We start from the raw sequence: 15,461 nt of genomic DNA on the forward strand, positions 1-15,461 counted from the left end.
AAGAAGAATGATTATGTCAACGACTAACACAACTCGTATTGTGACCGGCGAAGTACGCCTATCCTACGCACACGTGTGGGAGCCGAACTCCATCCAGGGAGGCAAGCCCAAGTACTCCGTCTCCCTGATCATCCCGAAGTCCGATACCGCCACGATCACTGCGATCGAGCGCGCGGTGGATGCGGCGATCGAGGCCGGGACGGCCAAGTTTGGTGGAAAGCGCCCCAACAAGGCCGCCCTCAAGTTGCCGCTGCGTGATGGGGATATTGAGCGTGACGACGAAGCCTACAAGGGTGCCTACTTCCTCAACGCGAACTCCCTGACCGCTCCCCAAATCGTCGATCAGAGCGTCGCCCCGATCCTGGACCGCGCCGAAGTGTACTCGGGCTGCTATGCCCGTGTCAGCCTCAGTTTCTATGCGTTTAACACGAATGGCAACCGAGGCATCGCCTGCGGACTCGGCAATATCCAAAAGACCCGTGACGGCGAGAGCCTTGGCGGTGGACGAGTTTCCGCTGAGACCGACTTCGGTGCCTTCGCCGCTGATGACGACTTCCTGAACTAACCATCCCCACACGTGGAGGGAATCAGCACATCTTGTTGGTTCCCTCCACTTTTCTTCTATGTGAAAGGAACCCCGTCATGCGAACACTCTTCTGCGATATCGAGACTTTCAGTCCAGTTCAGCTCGCCAAGGCGGGCGTTTACCCGTATGCCGAGCACCCAGACTTCGAGCTACTCCTGTTCGGCTATTCGATTGACGGCGGCCCAGTCGAAATAGTGGATCTTGCCAGCGGCGAGACCCTGCCCGATGAGGTTCTAGCGGCTTTAGTGGATTCGGGTGTGGTCAAGTGGGCGCATAACGCCGCCTTCGAGCGAGTCTGCTTGTCCGCTTGGCTACGCACTCATCATCCCGAGCTTCTCGCTGATGGGTTTCTTGGCCCAAGGCAGTGGCGCTGCACCATGATCTGGTCGGCCTACCTTGGTCTCCCGATGAGCCTCGATGCAGTAGCCACAGTTTTGAAGCTTGACGTCCAAAAAGATTCTGCGGGGCGCAAGCTGATCAAGCAGTTCTGCACACCCGCCACACCCTCAGTCCTGAACGGCGGCAAACACAGGAACCCACCATCAGCTGACCCGACCGGCTGGGCACGGTTTATCGACTACAACCGGCGCGACGTCGAAGTCGAACAAGCCATCCACGACAGACTGGCGTCTTTTCCGATGCCCGATGCCGAATGGGACACCTACGCCCTCGACCAACGCATTAATGATGCCGGGATTCTTCTCGACCACACGCTCGTCGATAATGCCGTTGCCGTGGACGAGCACCACCGCAACGCGACACTCGCTCGGGCACAGACATTGACTGGGTTGAAGAATCCGAACTCGCCGATCCAGCTCAAACAATGGCTGAGCGAGCACGGCTGCGAACTCGAATCGCTGACCAAAGCCGACGTCGATGCAGCCCTCGATACTGCGACCGGTGAGGTGAAAGAAGTCCTCGAACTTCGCGGCGATCTAGCGAAATCAAGCGTCAAGAAATACCAGGCCATGCAAAACGTCGCAGGATCCGATGGCCGTACACGTGGGCTCATCCAGTTCTACGGCGCAGGACGTACCGGACGTTTCGCCGGACGCCTCGTCCAAGTCCAGAACCTCCCCAGGAATTATTTGCCTGATCTTGACCAAGCCCGATCGCTCGTCAGAACAGGCAGCCTCGATGCCCTTGAGCTTCTGTACGAGTCCGTGCCCGACACCCTCAGCCAACTCATCCGTACCGCGTTTATCCCTTCACCTGGGCACAGGTTCATCGTTGCTGATTTCTCTGCAATTGAAGCACGTGTCATCGCATGGCTCGCAGGAGAAACCACCACCCTTCAAGCCTTCCGTGAAGGTAAAGACCTCTACTGCGAAACCGCGAGCCGTATGTTCGGAGTGCCAGTCGAAAAACACGGCGTTAATGGTGAGCTTCGGCAGAAAGGAAAATTAGCAGTTTTGGCTTGTGGTTTTGGCGGCTCAACGGGCGCTTTGGAGCGCATGGGAGCACTCACCATGGGTTTAGCCAAGCATGAGCTCAAACCGATCGTGGACGCCTGGCGGCAAGCTAACCCACACGTCGTGCAGCTCTGGGCAGACGTCGAAGAAGCCGCTATCGCTGCAATCACGTTGCGCCAGCCGATCCGGCTGCGGAATCTGCGATTTACCGTCGAGTCCGGGATTCTCTTCATCGAACTCCCCTCAGACAGACGACTTGCGTATGTGCAGCCGCGTCTTGGGGAGAACCGTTGGGGCGGCACATCCATCACCTACACCGGCACCACCACCGCCAGAAAATGGGGACATCTCGAAACCTACGGAGGGAAGTTGGTTGAGAATATCGTGCAGGCGATCGCTCGTGATCTGCTCGTGGTTGGCATGCACGCAGTCGCCGAGGCAGGGCACCAGATTGTGATGCATGTTCACGACGAAATCGTTATCGACGAACCCACAGATTCGGGCTTCACCGTTGCTGACGCGTGCGAGCTCATGACGACACCGCCCGACTGGGCAGCAGGGCTCCCACTCGACGCCGACGGCTACGAATGCGATTACTACCGCAAGGACTAACTCCTACTCGTCGCCGAGCAGCAGCTTCGGGTCGGTTTCCATGAACTCTCGAAGATACGCGGCGATCTGCTGATTCGCAGCAGAGGGCGCTGGATCGTTGTCAAGATCGTGTAAGTATTCCAAGAACGCAAAGAGACGCATGCGCATTGCCATCGCCCACACCGTGGCTTTATCAATCTCACCCATATCTCCATGATCGCTCGTGTAGCACTGTTTGTCTGCGGGGTATACCCTGCATGGATTTAACACTTTTAGGTTCGTCGGCAGTGGGGTGAGGCCCTTAACTCCTTGTGCCGCCCGGCACGACTTTTTCTCGACGGGGTCTCGGGAAGGAACCCCGCCATGGGAAACCAGATTCAAACATTCACCAACGACGTGTTCGGCACCATCCGCACCATCACCAATGATGGCCAGACGCTGTTTTGTGGGAAGGACGTCGCCACTGCGCTCGGCTACGTTAACGCCAGCAAGGCAGTACGCGATCATGCTCGCGCCGATGGGGGTCTAAAACGTTACCCCATCGTCGATGCCATGGGACGCGAACAAGAAGCCACCTTCATTACCGAAGGTGACCTCTATCGCCTCATCATCTCTTCAAAGCTCCCGGCAGCACAGAAGTTCGAAGCCTGGGTGTTCGATGAAGTGCTACCGACGATTCGCCGCCACGGCATGTACGCATACGACGAACTACTCGCTGACGATGAATTCCTGGAGCATGCCATCGCCACTCTGCGGGCCGAACGGGCCAAGCGCCTGGCAGCAGAGCAAGCCCTGCTCGAAGCGGAACCGAAAGTCTCGTACTACGACGTTGTGTTGCAATCGGATTCGTTGTTGACGACGACTGCGATTGCGAAGGACTACGGACTTTCCGCGAAGAAGCTCAACCGGATCCTGCGTGATGCTCGCGTGCAGTTCCATCAGTCGGGCCGGTGGTTCCTGTACGCGAAGTACGCCGAGCAGGGATACACCCAGTCCAAGACCCACGAATACGGCGAAGGCCAGACCCGCACCCACATGTACTGGACCCAGAAGGGACGTCTGTTCATCTACGACCTGCTCAAGAACCAGCTCGGCATTCTCCCGGTGATTGAGCGTGAAAGTCAGGTGCAAGCATGACTGTCGCGACTCTTGATATTGGGTTTTCGAAGAAGAACACCGAAGGCTATCTGGACCTGACGAGCTACCACGCGCTCAAGAAGCTCCAGCGCGAACTATTCGGTTACCGACCCTTGGTTTATATCTGCTCGCCCTACTCAGGTGACACCGAGGCGAACGTTGAGCTCGCCCGTCAATTCTGTGGGTTTGCAGTAAGCGCGGGCAAGATCCCGTTCGCTCCGCATCTGCACTATCCCCAGTTCATGGACGACGCCGATCCCGATCAGCGTGAGTTGGCGATGTTTTTCAACAGGGTGTTGCTCGCCAAGTGCGAAGCGCTGTGGGCATATGTCGGACGCGTGAGCCCTGGTATGCGCTTAGAGATCGGGTGGGCGCGCGACCTCGAGTTGCCGATTAAGTATTTCGATTCTGATTTCAAGGAGGTCACGCCATGACCACGTCCTTCACTCTGTTTGCTGCCACGGTTACAGGTGTGCAGAACAATAACCACTACCCGAACCAGCACATCGTCGCTGACGCGGCCTCGCTGAGCGCGGTCGCGGGTTTTGATCACGTGGCTGCCACGTATGTGAATGATCGCCGCTCAACTGCAGCCTTCATCTCCTCGGATTGCGTGGTGATGGATATCGACAACGATCACACCGACACCGAGTCCGAGTGGGTCACCCCGGAGAAGCTCGCCGAGTTGATGGCTGGTGTGGAGTTCATGACCGCCACGTCTCGTAATCACCAGAAACCGAAGGGCGTGGTGTCGGCCAGGCCGCGTTTCCACGTCTACTTCCCAATACATGAAATACGCGACGCAGACGACTATGCGGGGCTCAAGCACCGCCTCGCATCACGGTTCTCCTTCTTCGACCGTAATGCTTTGGATGCAGGACGTTTCATCTACGGGGCGTCGAACGCGGTAGTGACGGTGCATGAAGGTGATCAGCTCCTCGATGCATGGCTTGATGCGGCTGACGAGATCGACGTGTTCGCCGCCTTCGATCAAAGCACTTTGGTCATTGGTGAGGGCTCACGTAACGCTACACTCTCACGCTTCGCAGGCAGGGTCCTCATCCGCTACGGCGATACAGACCAGGCGCGTGACTTGTTCGACCGCAAAGCCAACCTCTGCGAGCCACCGCTCAGCGAGGGCGAATTACAGACGATTTGGAATAGCGCGTGCAGGTTTGCTTCGAAGGTTGCTGCTGATCCAGGCTATCTGCCGCCTGAGGCGTATGAGGCGTTGGCGGGTTTGCGTCCGGATGATTTTTCCGATGTAGGTCAGGCAGACACATTGGCTGGCGAGTATGCGAACAAGATCCGCTACTCACTGGCTACCAAGTGGCTCGTCTACGACCATGGCGTGTGGGATGAGAACGACTTATCCGCACAGGGCGTGGTTCAGGAATTGACTTCCCGCCAGCTGGAAGAAGCCGACCGTCTGATCGCATCGACGTGGGAGACCATGACGGCAACCGGCGCAGATCTCGTGATGGCCTCCGCCTCGTCGAAAGCCCGCGGCATCGCGAAGCTCACGCCTGTGCAAGCGACCGCGTTTCGAGCGTGGGATGAGGCAAAGAACTACCACAAGTTTGTTCTATCTCGGCGTTTGTCACGCAATATCACGGCCACGTTGAAAGAAGCCGGGCCAATCTTGCAGGTACGTATCCGTGACCTTGACGTCGACCCCTACCAGCTCAACACCCCGTCAGGTACCTGGGATCTACGCGACGGCACAAGCCACGAGCACAACCCAGCCGATCTGCTGACCAAGCAGACCGCTGTCAGCCCCAGCGAGGAGGGCGCACAGATCTGGGCCGACGCGCTCGACGTCTTCTTCCAAGGAGATCCTGAGTTGATTGGTTACGTGCAGCGCATTGTCGGCCTGGCGGCTATCGGTCAGGTTTTCGTCGAAGCGCTCGTCATCGCTTACGGGGACGGCCGCAACGGCAAGTCAACGTTTTGGAACACTATCGCCCGAGTGTTGGGGACGTATTCGGGCACGATTTCAGCCGACGCGCTCACTGTCGGGGTGCGCCGCAACGTCAAACCCGAACTCGCCGAAGCCAGAGGCAAACGGCTCTTGATCGCGGCTGAAACCGAGGAAGGCATGCGCCTATCAACCTCGAACGTCAAACAGCTGGCTTCGACCGATCAGATCTCGGCAGAGAAAAAGTTCAAGGATCCCTTCGCCTTCACACCCTCCCACACGCTCGTGCTCTACACGAATCACCTGCCGCGTGTGGGAGCCATGGACGCAGGCATCTGGCGCAGGCTCATCGTCATCCCGTTCAACGCCACCATCGAAGGCGACACGGATGTGAAGAACTACGCCGACCACCTGTTCGAAAAAGCGGGCGGAGCAATCCTTTCCTGGATCATGGAGGGAGCGCGCCTCATTCACAGTGAGGGATACAAGCTCACTCCGCCGCCTCAGGTGGTTCAAGCCTCGCAAGCATATAAGGAGGATAACGACTGGTTCTCGCAGTTCCTTGAGGACTCGTGCGACGTCGAGGACGGATTATCGGAGAGGGCTGGTGACCTCTATCAGACGTATCGGGCGTGGGCGCAAAACACCTCAGGATGGGCGCGCCCGATGGTCGACTTCAACGCCGCATGCGAACAAGCAGGATTCGAGCGCAAGAAAACCAAGTCCGGTATCCGCGTCTACGGGCTGGCCCTGACCAGCGAATTCAACAGCTGAAAGTTATGAGGGTGCAGACCGGTGCAACCCGTTTTCCTACCTTACGCATGTGAAATTACATGGTGTTTTTCTCTATGTAAAAGGTTAGGAAATACCCTGCACCACTCTGCACCCCTTGAGAAACCATTCAAGGAGTGACCATGAACGAACGAACCATAGAACACCAACTGAAGAAAGCCATTGAAGCCTCTGGCGGCTTGTGCTGGAAGCTTGTCTGCCCTGGAACCACGGGTGTACCTGACCGGATATGCCTGATGAGAAACCGCGTAGTTTTCGTTGAGCTCAAAGCACCAGGTAAACAACCCAGGCCAATCCAGGTGCGCCGGATGAACCAACTCCGCCAGCAAGGTTTCACCGCTTTGGTCGTTGATTCGGTTGACGGGATCAAGGAGGTGCTTGATGCACTATCAGCCGCATAACTACCAGCGGCAGGCGACCCAGTTCATCATCGACCACCACGAGGCCGCAATCTTCCTTGGGATGGGTTTGGGCAAATCGGTGATCACGTTGACGGCGATCTGGCAGCTCATGCTCGACTACTTCACCATCCACCGAGTCCTAGTCATCGCACCACTGCGGGTAGCCCGCGATACCTGGCCCGCCGAAATAGCGAAGTGGGATCACCTTGACGGGCTCACCGTCGCGGTCGCTGTTGGCACCAAACAAGACCGGCTGAACGCTCTCGCGGCGTCTGCGATGGTAACCATCATCAACCGTGAAAACATGCCATGGCTCGTGGGTCAGTACGGCGATGGCTGGCCGTTCGACATGGTCATCATCGACGAACTCTCCAGCTTCAAGAACCATCGTGCGAAGCGGTTCACGGCGCTGGTGAAAATGCGACCATACGTTAAACGCTGGGTTGGCCTGACCGGAACGCCAGCGTCGAACGGGCTGATGGATGTGTGGGCTGGGTTCCGTCTTCTCGACGGTGGCGAGCGTTTGGGTCGTTTCATTACTCGTTATCGTGAGCGGTGGTTTGTGCCCGATAAGCGTAATGGGATGCAGATCTTCACCTATAAGCCCCGCGTGGGTGCTGAGGATGAGATCTATGCGGCGATTGGTGACATGACGTTGTCGATGAGAACCACCGACCACCTGCAGCTACCAAAACTGACGGTGACGACAATGCCTGTGGTGCTGTATCCGAAAGAACGACGCGTGTATGAGCAGTTGAAATCTGATCTTGTCCTCGACCTCGGTGAGGCGACAATCGACGCTGCGAATGCTGCTGCATTGTCGGGCAAGTTGCTGCAGTTGGCGTCGGGCGCGATCTACACCGGTGATGGTCAGTGGACGGCGGTTCACGAGCGGAAGCTCGACGTCCTCGAAGACCTCATCGAGGCTGCCAACGGCAGCCCGTTATTGGTGGCCTATTGGTTTACCCATGACCGCGAACGCATCGTCTCCCGCTTCCCGCAGGCTCGCGAACTGAAAACGAGCGCGGATATCGAGGCATGGAACCAGGGCGAGATAACCCTCGGGCTGATTCACCCCGCGTCGGCCGGCCACGGGCTGAACCTCCAGAGCGGTGGGCATCTGCTGGTGTGGTTTTCACTCACCTGGAGTCTCGAGCTCTATCAACAGACCAACGCACGGCTTTATCGGCAAGGACAATCCGAACCTGTGACGATCACGCATCTTGTTGCGGAAGGGACGCTCGATGAAACCGTTCTCAAAGCTCTTGATGCGAAAGACGCTACTCAGGCTGCGTTGATTGACGCGGTCACAGCAGAAATTACAACCACTGAAAGGACAAGCTCATGCATGTGATGACCAAATACCTCGACACAAGGAAAGCCGCGATCGCAGCCCTGCAGGATTATGCGGTGATGGAACAGATCATCGAGAGTACCGACGAGCAGATCAAGACGGCTTACGCTGGCGCGGCAAGCCCAGCATCCCCACGCATGGACGGCACACCACCTTCTGGCGATCTCCGCGCTTCGGAGAATCGGATCGTGGCGAGCATTGAGCGAATCGACGCCTACAAGGCTCGCTACCTACAGGCCCGCCAGTACATGGACTGGTTCTTGCCTGCGTGGGAAGTCATCGCTGAAGACGACCGCTTCATCCTCGAAGGCTTCTTCCTCAGCGAGGGGACACAAGATGAGAAGGTATCGATGATCGCCGACCATTTCTACGTCGAGCGTGACACGGTCTATCGGCGCAAGAACCGGGCCCTCGACAGGTTCGCCACCGCCTTATATGGACAGCTCTAGCGTTAGCCGGTATCCGAAACATGCGATAGAAAACCGCATATCGGTGTGAGAACATGTAAGTGGTTGAAAACTAGGAGAAGCCCCAAGAACCCACACGGGAACTTGGGGCTTCACCACATCCAGGGGGAAGGAGCCAGCGATGCCAGTCAAACCCGCCTCCCCGTGCTCCCACCCTGGCTGCCCCGAGCTCACCCACGAACGCTACTGCGACGCCCACGCGAAGGCAGAAGACGCCCGGTATCGGAAGTATCAACGGGATCCGAAGATCAACCGCCGCTACGGCTCACGGTGGCGCAAGATCCGCGCCACCTACGTCGCCGCCCACCCGCTCTGCGAAGACTGCCTAGAGGCTGGGCGATACACGCCGGTGCAAGAAGTCCACCACGTTCTCCCGCTTGAACACGGCGGCACCCACAACTTCAACAACCTCCGAAGCCTGTGCAAGCCCTGCCACTCCAGGCGGACAGCCTTGGATGACGACAGGTGGAGGCAACAACCTCGGGTCTACACCTACTGACGAGCCCACACGTTGCCCGTTGGCGCAACGATCATCTGGAACCTCAAAGATGCCTACCCGCCTGGCGTTTGCCGAACACGAGCCACCGTCGAAAGCCTGACGAGGGGTAGGGCCGTCGAATCTCTACGACTCGTTCACGGGTCAGCGGGCGGGGCCAACCGTACACAAAAAGACCGAATCAAACACGGTATTAACCCGCAAGCCCTCCATCACCGGGCTAACCGCCTGGAAGGAGGCAAGATTTCATGGCGAAAGACGGCACCAACCGCGGCGGCCGCCGCGTCAGAGCAGGCGCGAAACCCGACCCACTCAACGAGAAACTCGCCAAGGGTCTGCCTGCTACTCGCCTGGAAGATCCGCTAGCGAGCCCTTTCGATTTTGAGGGTGCAGATGTTGGCGCGGGCGCGGTGCTTGCTGGTGAGGTGATGCCGGAGCCGTCTGAGTATCTGTCGGAGGTTCAACGCGATGGCAAACCTTTAGGTGCTGATTTGGTGTATCGGGAGACGTGGCGCTGGCTTGATGAGCGTGGCTGCACGAGGTTTGTTTCTAAGCGTCTGATTGAGGCCTATGCGCAGGCGTTCGCGCGTTATGTGCAGTGTGAGCAGGCGATTTCCAAGTTTGGTTTGCTCGGCAAGCACCCGACCACGGGGGCTGCTATCGCTTCCCCGTTCGTTGCGATGAGCCAGTCTTTTGGTAAGCAGGCAAATGTGTATTGGTATGAGATTTTTGAGATTGTGCGGGCTAACTGCACTAGTGACTATTCGGGGGCGGCTCCGGGTGATGAGGTTATGGAGCAGTTGTTGAAAGCACGCTTGTAGATGCGTCCTAGTTGTTTACCGGGGTTACTTGGAGCCTTTTGTCGCGCTGAAAGCTGCCCCTAGCGCGATTCCAACTCCTGTGCCGATAGCTACCCCCAAGGCGATATCGTCCATAATGAAGCTAAAGATAATGCCGGTCATCATCCCGGCAATCATTCCATAGGCCACGGCTTTACCATCGCCACCAGAAGGCTCCTGCTCCTGCGGATTAGGTTTACTCGTTTCGTCTTTCACGTATTCCAGTATCACACACGATTCGGGTTCGCTTGTCTATATTCGCTCCCCACTCTTGGTTTGTCATGGTGGGGAGTTTTTTGTTTCTTTTTATTTTTCTACTGAAAGGGCATTCCTATGACTATGGTTCGCAGCGCTGAAGCAGTGTGTATCGGTCACCCCGATAAACTGTGCGATTTAATTGCTGATCAGATTCTGGACGAAATTCTCTACGCCGATCGCAACGCCCGTGTCGCGGTAGAGGTCATGGCTACTGGGCGACGGATTATTGTCACTGGTGAAATCAACGCTAATGCTCGTGTTGACTTGCGTGATTGCGTACGAACTGCACTTATTGCAGCTGGCTATAAGCCGTGGAGATTTTTGGTGTACGTGTGGGTGAGGCGTCAATCTAACGATATTAACGACGGGGTGAGCACATCTTTAGAGGCTCGCCATGGCGATGAGTCTGCTTATTGTCTTCAGGGTGCTGGTGATCAAGGCACGGTCTACGGTTATGCCTGCACTGATACACCACAGCGTTTACCGTTGCCTCTTGTTTTAGCCCACGAGATTTGTAAGCGGCTAGATCAGGCACGCAAGCAAAGAACCATCACTGGGATCTTCTCGGATGGTAAAGCACAAGTTTCGGTGCGCTACGACGAGGTAGGCAAACCGCTATCTATCGAAACCGTTGTGGTTTCCGTCCAGCACGATAAATTCAAGGATTTCGAGGTGTTGCGCCGTGAAATAACTTCGCTGATTGTTGGCCCAGCATGTCAGCCATATCTACCGGTAGATGCGGACACTGTTGTGTTGATCAACCCGTCCGGGCGGTTCGTGGAGGGCGGCCCTAAAGCTGACACCGGACTCACTGGCCGAAAACTTATGGTTGATACCTATGGCGGGCTGGCCGGACATGGTGGTGGAGCTTTCTGTGGTAAAGATGCTTCTAAGGTTGACCGGTCGGGTGCATATATGGCGCGCCTGATCGCGAAAACGATAGTGGATGCGGATCTTGCATCCCGGTGCCAGGTGGCGATTAGTTACGCGATTGGCAAAGCCGACCCGGTTGCTTTCAGTGTGGACACGCTCGGCACCGGCCAATACACCGACCAGATCCTCACGGCTGCAGCTCAAGATGTGTTCAATCTTCGGCCAGCAGCAATCATCGACCAGTTTGGGCTGCGAGCACCCGGCTATGTGCGCTATTCGACGTATGGGCATTTCGGGGATTACACACGCAAGTGGGAAGACACCTGGACTACTAGCCGCGAGCTTGTCAAGGCGGTGAAAAACCATGCGCATCAAGCAAATAGCGCTAACTGATCTCACCCCAGCTGACTACAACCCCCGCAAAGACCTACAACCTGGGGACACGGACTACGACAAACTAAAACGCTCGCTAAGTGAGTTTGGGTATGTGGAGCCAGTCATCTGGAACAAAACCACCGGAAATGTTGTGGGTGGGCATCAGCGTCTGAAAGTACTAGCTGATCTGGGTTATAAAACGGTGGATTGCGTGGTCGTCGAAGTCGACGAAACACGCGAAAAAGCGCTCAATGTTGCTCTAAACAAGATCAGTGGCGATTGGGATGATTCCAAACTCGCCCTGCTCATAGCCGACCTGGATGCTTCCGATTTCGAGGTTGAACTCACTGGTTTCGACGAAGCCGAAATACAACAGTTGATAGGTTCTCTTGATAGCGACAGTATCGAGGACGATAACTTCGACCTGAACGCCGCCCTAGAAGCGGCAGCCTTTGTTGAAAAAGGCGATATCTGGAGGGTTGGTAGGCATCGCCTAATGTGCGCGGATGCCACGAACCCAAGCGACGTCGAAACCTTGATGGATGGCAAACAGGCTAATCTGGTGGTCACAGACCCGCCTTACAACGTGGACTTCAAATCGAACAGCGGCCTGAAAATCGCAGGCGACAAACAAGACGCAGGCACCTTCTACCAGTTCCTGCTGGCTGCATTCACCAACATGGCGGCATCCCTTGCTAAGGGCGGGTCAGCCTATGTTTTCCATGCCGACACCGAAGGCCTCAACTTCCGTAAAGCGTTTCTTGATGCTGGCTTCTACCTGTCGGGCTGTTGTATTTGGGTTAAAGACTCCCTAGTGCTTGGTCGTTCCCCATATCAGTGGCAGCACGAACCGGTGCTGTATGGGTGGAAGAAAGACGGCTCTCACGCTTGGTATGCCGACCGCAAACAAACCACGGTGTGGAATTTCGCCAAGCCCCGCAAAAACAGTGACCATCCGACCTCGAAGCCGCTGGATTTGCTGGCCTATCCGATTCGTAACTCCACGCAAACCAACGCGATCGTGCTCGATACGTTTGCTGGCTCTGGTTCCACGCTAATGGCTGCAGAAGCCACAGACCGCACTTGCTATTGCATGGAGCTGGATGAGAAATACGCTTCCGTGATTCTGCGCCGCTATGCCGAAGCAACCGGAGACGCGGCAGGGATCACGTGTGAGCGTGGTGGCAAGCAGTATGCCTACCTGGATCTGGTGAAAGAGGTCGACCGTCCCAAGCAGAAAGGCTAACTCGTGAGACAAACTTTAAGGCTTGGCTCGCTTTTTGATGGCTCGGGTGGTTTCCCACTCGCGGCAACAAAGGTTGGTATCGAACCTGTGTGGGCAAGCGAGATTGAGCCTTTCCCGATCCTGGTCACCACCACGCGCCTTCCGCAAATGCAACACCTAGGCAACATCTGCAACATTGACGGCAGTCAGCTAGAGCCGGTGGATGTGGTCACGTTTGGCTCTCCTTGCCAAGACCTGTCGGTAGCAGGTAAAAGGGCAGGTTTAGCTGGCGAACGCTCGGGTCTATTCCACCAAGCTGTCAGAGTCATCAAGGAAATGAGAAAGGCAAGTCATGGTCTATATCCAAGATTCGCTGTTTGGGAAAACGTGCCCGGAGCCTTCTCAAGCAATAAAGGGGCAGACTTCCACAGCGTCCTGCAAAACCTCATCTCGGTTGTCGACGAAACGGCAGCGGCTGACCTACCTCGAGTACAAAAATGGCAAAAAGCCGGAGCGATCGTGGCAGACAAATGGAGTATTGCGTGGCGAGTATTGGACGCGCAATTTTTCGGAGTACCCCAACGACGCAAAAGAATCTACCTTATCTGCGATTTTGCAAGCGGGCGTGCCGGACACATACTCTTTGAGCCCACGCGCCTGCACGGGGATCTTGCGCCGGGCTGCAGTGAAAAGCAAAACCCTCCCACCAATCCTCGAGCAGGCACTCACGAGGCAAGCAAATCTTTAGATGTGTTCGCCTTGCGGATGCGGGCAGGTAAACCTGGTGGTGGTAAAGGCCCGCTCGTGCAAACAAATCTTTCCGGCACGCTCGGATGCAGTAACGACCAGAGTATTATTGAGCCGCTACTATTTGACCACCATCCTCATGATGCCAGAGTGGGCGGACCATGCCAGATAGCACCAACCGTGACCGCTCGTTACGGCAATGGCGGAGGCAATACTCCCATCATCGCTACCGCCTACGGTTTCAATGCGTTACATGAGGGACGCGGCGCGGCAGTGGGCAGGTACGGTTATTCAACTGAGGTATCCAAGACGCTCGATACGTCTGGGATAACTCCGACCTGTAACCAAGGCGGCATCGCCATCGTCGAACCCGACGTTGTGAGTGCCTCGAAGGCAGACTTCTTCTGCCGAGGCAACGTCAATATTGCTGGTGCTCTGTTGGCTTCGGACTCAACTGAGCCGCCCCTGGTCACTGACCCTGGCATGCCCGAATACCGCGTGAGACGCTTAACCCCAACCGAATGCGCCCGCCTACAAGGATTCCCTGATGATTGGACACAGGATTTAGCAATCAGCGATCCTACAGATTCACAGTTGGATTACTGGTGGCAGATCTGGGCCAGCTGGGCCAAGGTGCAAGGATTGAAAAAACCTAAAACCCGCAACCAAGTACGCTCTTGGCTCACCAATCCAGCGTCCGACCGGGCACTCTACAAGCTGTGGGGAAACGGGATAGCTTTGCCGTGCGCCAAACTCGTGCTTTCCCAGATAGTCGCCGAGACCACTAAAACTCCTTGATTTTAAGGCGAAAATGACTGGATAAGTACGCGTTCCTATGGCTGTATGTACATGACCAAACAACCAGCAAGAAAGAGAGGGTTTGGTGATGATGGGACAGCTATACGCCGATCTAGAAGAAATCGAAAACCTCGGAGTCGACCTGACCGATATTGGTGCGGTGTGGGATGCAGCCGAAGACCACGGCTACAAGCACGTAGAAATGATTGTCTCCAACTTCCCACACGACTTCATGCGCCTCATCCGCACATGGCTGGACGTTCAAAGCATCGAGTTTGATGGTGAGGAGGATGAGCAATGGTGAACACCAAAAAGGCTGAAAACTACGGGCTCGTAGTCACCCTGCCCGCCACGCTTGATGAGACTGAGCTGGCAAGGCTGCATGGACTTATTGCAGCCAAGAAAGACTTGATCGCTAAAGCGCTCGGCGCGAGCCGGCTCGACATCACCACCAGTAGTGAGGGGCTGAGTTTCCCGTGGTGGGATGAGCTGCCCGAGTTTGAGAAGATCACTGCCTACACCGAGTTCTTAACGAAGCTGATCGCGTACGCTAAACGGATCCGCCGCACCGTAACCCGCAGTACAAGACAGGTAAGTAATGAGAAGTATGAACTGCGCTCCCTGCTTTACCGCATCGGACTTTCTGGTAAAGAACATAAGGAAGTACGCAAGATTTTACTTGCACCATTAAGCGGTGATTCTGCGTGGAAAACCCCGCCACTAATAAACACTAACCAAGAGATGTAAACCACTATTTATTAGGCAAAATAGGTGGCAAAATGACTGGATAAGTAGCGAAGTCTATGGCTGTATATACATACCAAAACGGTACGCGAAGAAAGGAAATACAGCGATGGAAACGACAACGATGGAACGCCTGCAAATGGCCACCGATAGCTACGGTGCGGTGGTGCGCTACGGCAACCTAGTGATCGCCACCAGCTACAGTTGGCACAAGGGCGGGGTTTATGGCAACGACGCCTGCATCTACCACCTGACCGAAACCCCCTCCGAGAACCCCTGGCAGGGTAAGTCCTTCATCGAATGCGGCCTCGAACTGATCAAGCAAGCCGACCAGATTTTCCCTGACGACGGTCACGCGCTCGCCTGGGCGTTAGCTAATCTGCCCGAAGCCTAGCCCCACAAGGCTTGAGGGCGCCTGTTATCGCTGGTAGTAACTGATTTTTTAACC

General features: G+C 56.0%; 18 protein-coding genes. 16 read left to right on the forward strand and 2 right to left on the reverse strand.

Annotation, left to right across the window (positions count from 1 at the left end; translation table 11 throughout):
• Positions 1-7 precede the first annotated feature (7 nt).
• Both QP400_RS02935 and QP400_RS02940 read left to right on the forward strand, forming a co-directional pair.
• Positions 8-565: a DUF2815 family protein gene (locus QP400_RS02935; protein ID WP_486389515.1), complete on the forward strand. Its 558-nt coding sequence runs from the start codon at positions 8-10 to the stop codon at positions 563-565.
• A 77-nt stretch (positions 566-642) separates the two neighbouring features.
• Positions 643-2,610 carry a DNA polymerase gene (locus tag QP400_RS02940; RefSeq protein WP_274734504.1) on the forward strand — a complete coding sequence of 656 codons (1,968 nt, stop codon included), beginning with the start codon at positions 643-645 and terminating at the stop codon, positions 2,608-2,610.
• Between the two features lie 3 nt (positions 2,611-2,613).
• Here the strand turns inward: QP400_RS02940 and QP400_RS02945 are convergent, their stop codons facing one another.
• Positions 2,614-2,796: a hypothetical protein gene (locus QP400_RS02945; RefSeq protein WP_048708039.1), complete on the reverse strand. Its 183-nt coding sequence runs from the start codon at positions 2,794-2,796 to the stop codon at positions 2,614-2,616.
• 156 nt (positions 2,797-2,952) lie between these two features.
• Between QP400_RS02945 and QP400_RS02950 the strand changes: the two genes are divergently transcribed.
• The 8 genes from QP400_RS02950 to QP400_RS02985 all read left to right on the forward strand — a co-directional run bounded on the left by QP400_RS02950 (position 2,953) and on the right by QP400_RS02985 (position 9,975).
• Positions 2,953-3,726, forward strand: coding sequence for a phage antirepressor (locus tag QP400_RS02950; protein WP_048708034.1), 774 nt, complete (start codon positions 2,953-2,955; stop codon positions 3,724-3,726).
• Entirely contained in the window at positions 3,723-4,160 is a 438-nt protein-coding gene (locus tag QP400_RS02955) for a DUF7768 domain-containing protein (RefSeq protein WP_048708031.1), read from the forward strand. The genes QP400_RS02950 and QP400_RS02955 overlap by 4 nt, the downstream gene beginning before the upstream one ends.
• On the forward strand, positions 4,157-6,418 hold the full coding sequence (locus QP400_RS02960) for a phage/plasmid primase, P4 family (RefSeq protein WP_048708028.1): 2,262 nt from the start codon (positions 4,157-4,159) through the stop codon (positions 6,416-6,418). Before QP400_RS02955 ends, QP400_RS02960 begins: the two co-directional genes overlap by 4 nt.
• A gap of 140 nt (positions 6,419-6,558) precedes the next feature.
• Positions 6,559-6,837: a VRR-NUC domain-containing protein gene (locus QP400_RS02965; protein WP_048708027.1), complete on the forward strand. Its 279-nt coding sequence runs from the start codon at positions 6,559-6,561 to the stop codon at positions 6,835-6,837.
• Positions 6,818-8,191, forward strand: coding sequence for an SNF2-related protein (locus tag QP400_RS02970; RefSeq protein WP_285462510.1), 1,374 nt, complete (start codon positions 6,818-6,820; stop codon positions 8,189-8,191). The genes QP400_RS02965 and QP400_RS02970 overlap by 20 nt, the downstream gene beginning before the upstream one ends.
• On the forward strand, positions 8,182-8,640 hold the full coding sequence (locus QP400_RS02975; RefSeq protein WP_285462512.1) for an ArpU family phage packaging/lysis transcriptional regulator: 459 nt from the start codon (positions 8,182-8,184) through the stop codon (positions 8,638-8,640). The genes QP400_RS02970 and QP400_RS02975 overlap by 10 nt, the downstream gene beginning before the upstream one ends.
• A gap of 139 nt (positions 8,641-8,779) precedes the next feature.
• On the forward strand, positions 8,780-9,157 hold the full coding sequence (locus tag QP400_RS02980) for an HNH endonuclease (protein ID WP_048708017.1): 378 nt from the start codon (positions 8,780-8,782) through the stop codon (positions 9,155-9,157).
• A gap of 245 nt (positions 9,158-9,402) precedes the next feature.
• Positions 9,403-9,975 (forward strand): P27 family phage terminase small subunit, encoded by a 573-nt coding sequence (locus tag QP400_RS02985; protein WP_048708014.1) that lies wholly within the window; start codon positions 9,403-9,405, stop codon positions 9,973-9,975.
• Between the two features lie 24 nt (positions 9,976-9,999).
• On the opposite strand, the gene QP400_RS02990 is transcribed toward QP400_RS02985, so the two are convergent.
• Positions 10,000-10,209 (reverse strand): hypothetical protein, encoded by a 210-nt coding sequence (locus QP400_RS02990; RefSeq protein WP_227469290.1) that lies wholly within the window; start codon positions 10,207-10,209, stop codon positions 10,000-10,002.
• Between the two features lie 117 nt (positions 10,210-10,326).
• On the opposite strand from QP400_RS02990, the gene metK reads away from it, so the two are divergent.
• The 6 genes from metK (at position 10,327) to QP400_RS03020 (ending at position 15,407) form a co-directional block, all read left to right on the forward strand.
• A complete protein-coding gene (gene metK, locus QP400_RS02995; RefSeq protein WP_048708007.1) occupies positions 10,327-11,517 on the forward strand; it encodes a methionine adenosyltransferase in 1,191 nt (396 codons plus the stop codon).
• Entirely contained in the window at positions 11,489-12,745 is a 1,257-nt protein-coding gene (locus QP400_RS03000) for a site-specific DNA-methyltransferase (protein ID WP_048708005.1), read from the forward strand. Before metK ends, QP400_RS03000 begins: the two co-directional genes overlap by 29 nt.
• Positions 12,746-12,748: 3 nt before the next feature.
• On the forward strand, positions 12,749-14,269 hold the full coding sequence (locus QP400_RS03005; protein WP_048708004.1) for a DNA cytosine methyltransferase: 1,521 nt from the start codon (positions 12,749-12,751) through the stop codon (positions 14,267-14,269).
• A gap of 88 nt (positions 14,270-14,357) precedes the next feature.
• Positions 14,358-14,573: a hypothetical protein gene (locus QP400_RS03010; RefSeq protein WP_048708001.1), complete on the forward strand. Its 216-nt coding sequence runs from the start codon at positions 14,358-14,360 to the stop codon at positions 14,571-14,573.
• The gene (locus QP400_RS03015; RefSeq protein ID WP_048707999.1) at positions 14,567-15,016 is read left to right on the forward strand and encodes a hypothetical protein; all 450 of its coding nucleotides are present in this window, start codon (positions 14,567-14,569) and stop codon (positions 15,014-15,016) included. The genes QP400_RS03010 and QP400_RS03015 overlap by 7 nt, the downstream gene beginning before the upstream one ends.
• 106 nt (positions 15,017-15,122) lie before the next feature.
• On the forward strand, positions 15,123-15,407 hold the full coding sequence (locus QP400_RS03020; protein ID WP_048707996.1) for an Nmad4 family putative nucleotide modification protein: 285 nt from the start codon (positions 15,123-15,125) through the stop codon (positions 15,405-15,407).
• Positions 15,408-15,461 lie beyond the last annotated feature (54 nt).

This window comes from Winkia sp. UMB3158 (assembly GCF_030217145.1).
GTDB lineage: Bacteria > Actinomycetota > Actinomycetes > Actinomycetales > Actinomycetaceae > Winkia > Winkia anitrata.

Excerpts from the sequence above, each read along its gene's own strand:
- QP400_RS02945 (WP_048708039.1), bottom strand. The coding sequence starts at position 2,796 with ATGGGTGAGATTGATAAAGCCACGGTGTGGGCGATGGCAATGCGCATG.
- QP400_RS02965 (WP_048708027.1), top strand. The coding sequence starts at position 6,559 with ATGAACGAACGAACCATAGAACACCAACTGAAGAAAGCCATTGAAGCC.
- QP400_RS03015 (WP_048707999.1), top strand. The coding sequence starts at position 14,567 with ATGGTGAACACCAAAAAGGCTGAAAACTACGGGCTCGTAGTCACCCTG.
- metK (WP_048708007.1), top strand. The coding sequence starts at position 10,327 with ATGACTATGGTTCGCAGCGCTGAAGCAGTGTGTATCGGTCACCCCGAT.
- QP400_RS03010 (WP_048708001.1), top strand. The coding sequence starts at position 14,358 with ATGATGGGACAGCTATACGCCGATCTAGAAGAAATCGAAAACCTCGGA.
- QP400_RS03020 (WP_048707996.1), top strand. The coding sequence starts at position 15,123 with ATGGAAACGACAACGATGGAACGCCTGCAAATGGCCACCGATAGCTAC.
- QP400_RS02960 (WP_048708028.1), top strand. The coding sequence starts at position 4,157 with ATGACCACGTCCTTCACTCTGTTTGCTGCCACGGTTACAGGTGTGCAG.
- QP400_RS02935 (WP_486389515.1), top strand. The coding sequence starts at position 8 with ATGATTATGTCAACGACTAACACAACTCGTATTGTGACCGGCGAAGTA.
- QP400_RS02970 (WP_285462510.1), top strand. The coding sequence starts at position 6,818 with ATGCACTATCAGCCGCATAACTACCAGCGGCAGGCGACCCAGTTCATC.
- QP400_RS02980 (WP_048708017.1), top strand. The coding sequence starts at position 8,780 with ATGCCAGTCAAACCCGCCTCCCCGTGCTCCCACCCTGGCTGCCCCGAG.
- QP400_RS02975 (WP_285462512.1), top strand. The coding sequence starts at position 8,182 with ATGCATGTGATGACCAAATACCTCGACACAAGGAAAGCCGCGATCGCA.
- QP400_RS02955 (WP_048708031.1), top strand. The coding sequence starts at position 3,723 with ATGACTGTCGCGACTCTTGATATTGGGTTTTCGAAGAAGAACACCGAA.
- QP400_RS02950 (WP_048708034.1), top strand. The coding sequence starts at position 2,953 with ATGGGAAACCAGATTCAAACATTCACCAACGACGTGTTCGGCACCATC.
- QP400_RS02985 (WP_048708014.1), top strand. The coding sequence starts at position 9,403 with ATGGCGAAAGACGGCACCAACCGCGGCGGCCGCCGCGTCAGAGCAGGC.
- QP400_RS02940 (WP_274734504.1), top strand. The coding sequence starts at position 643 with ATGCGAACACTCTTCTGCGATATCGAGACTTTCAGTCCAGTTCAGCTC.
- QP400_RS03000 (WP_048708005.1), top strand. The coding sequence starts at position 11,489 with ATGCGCATCAAGCAAATAGCGCTAACTGATCTCACCCCAGCTGACTAC.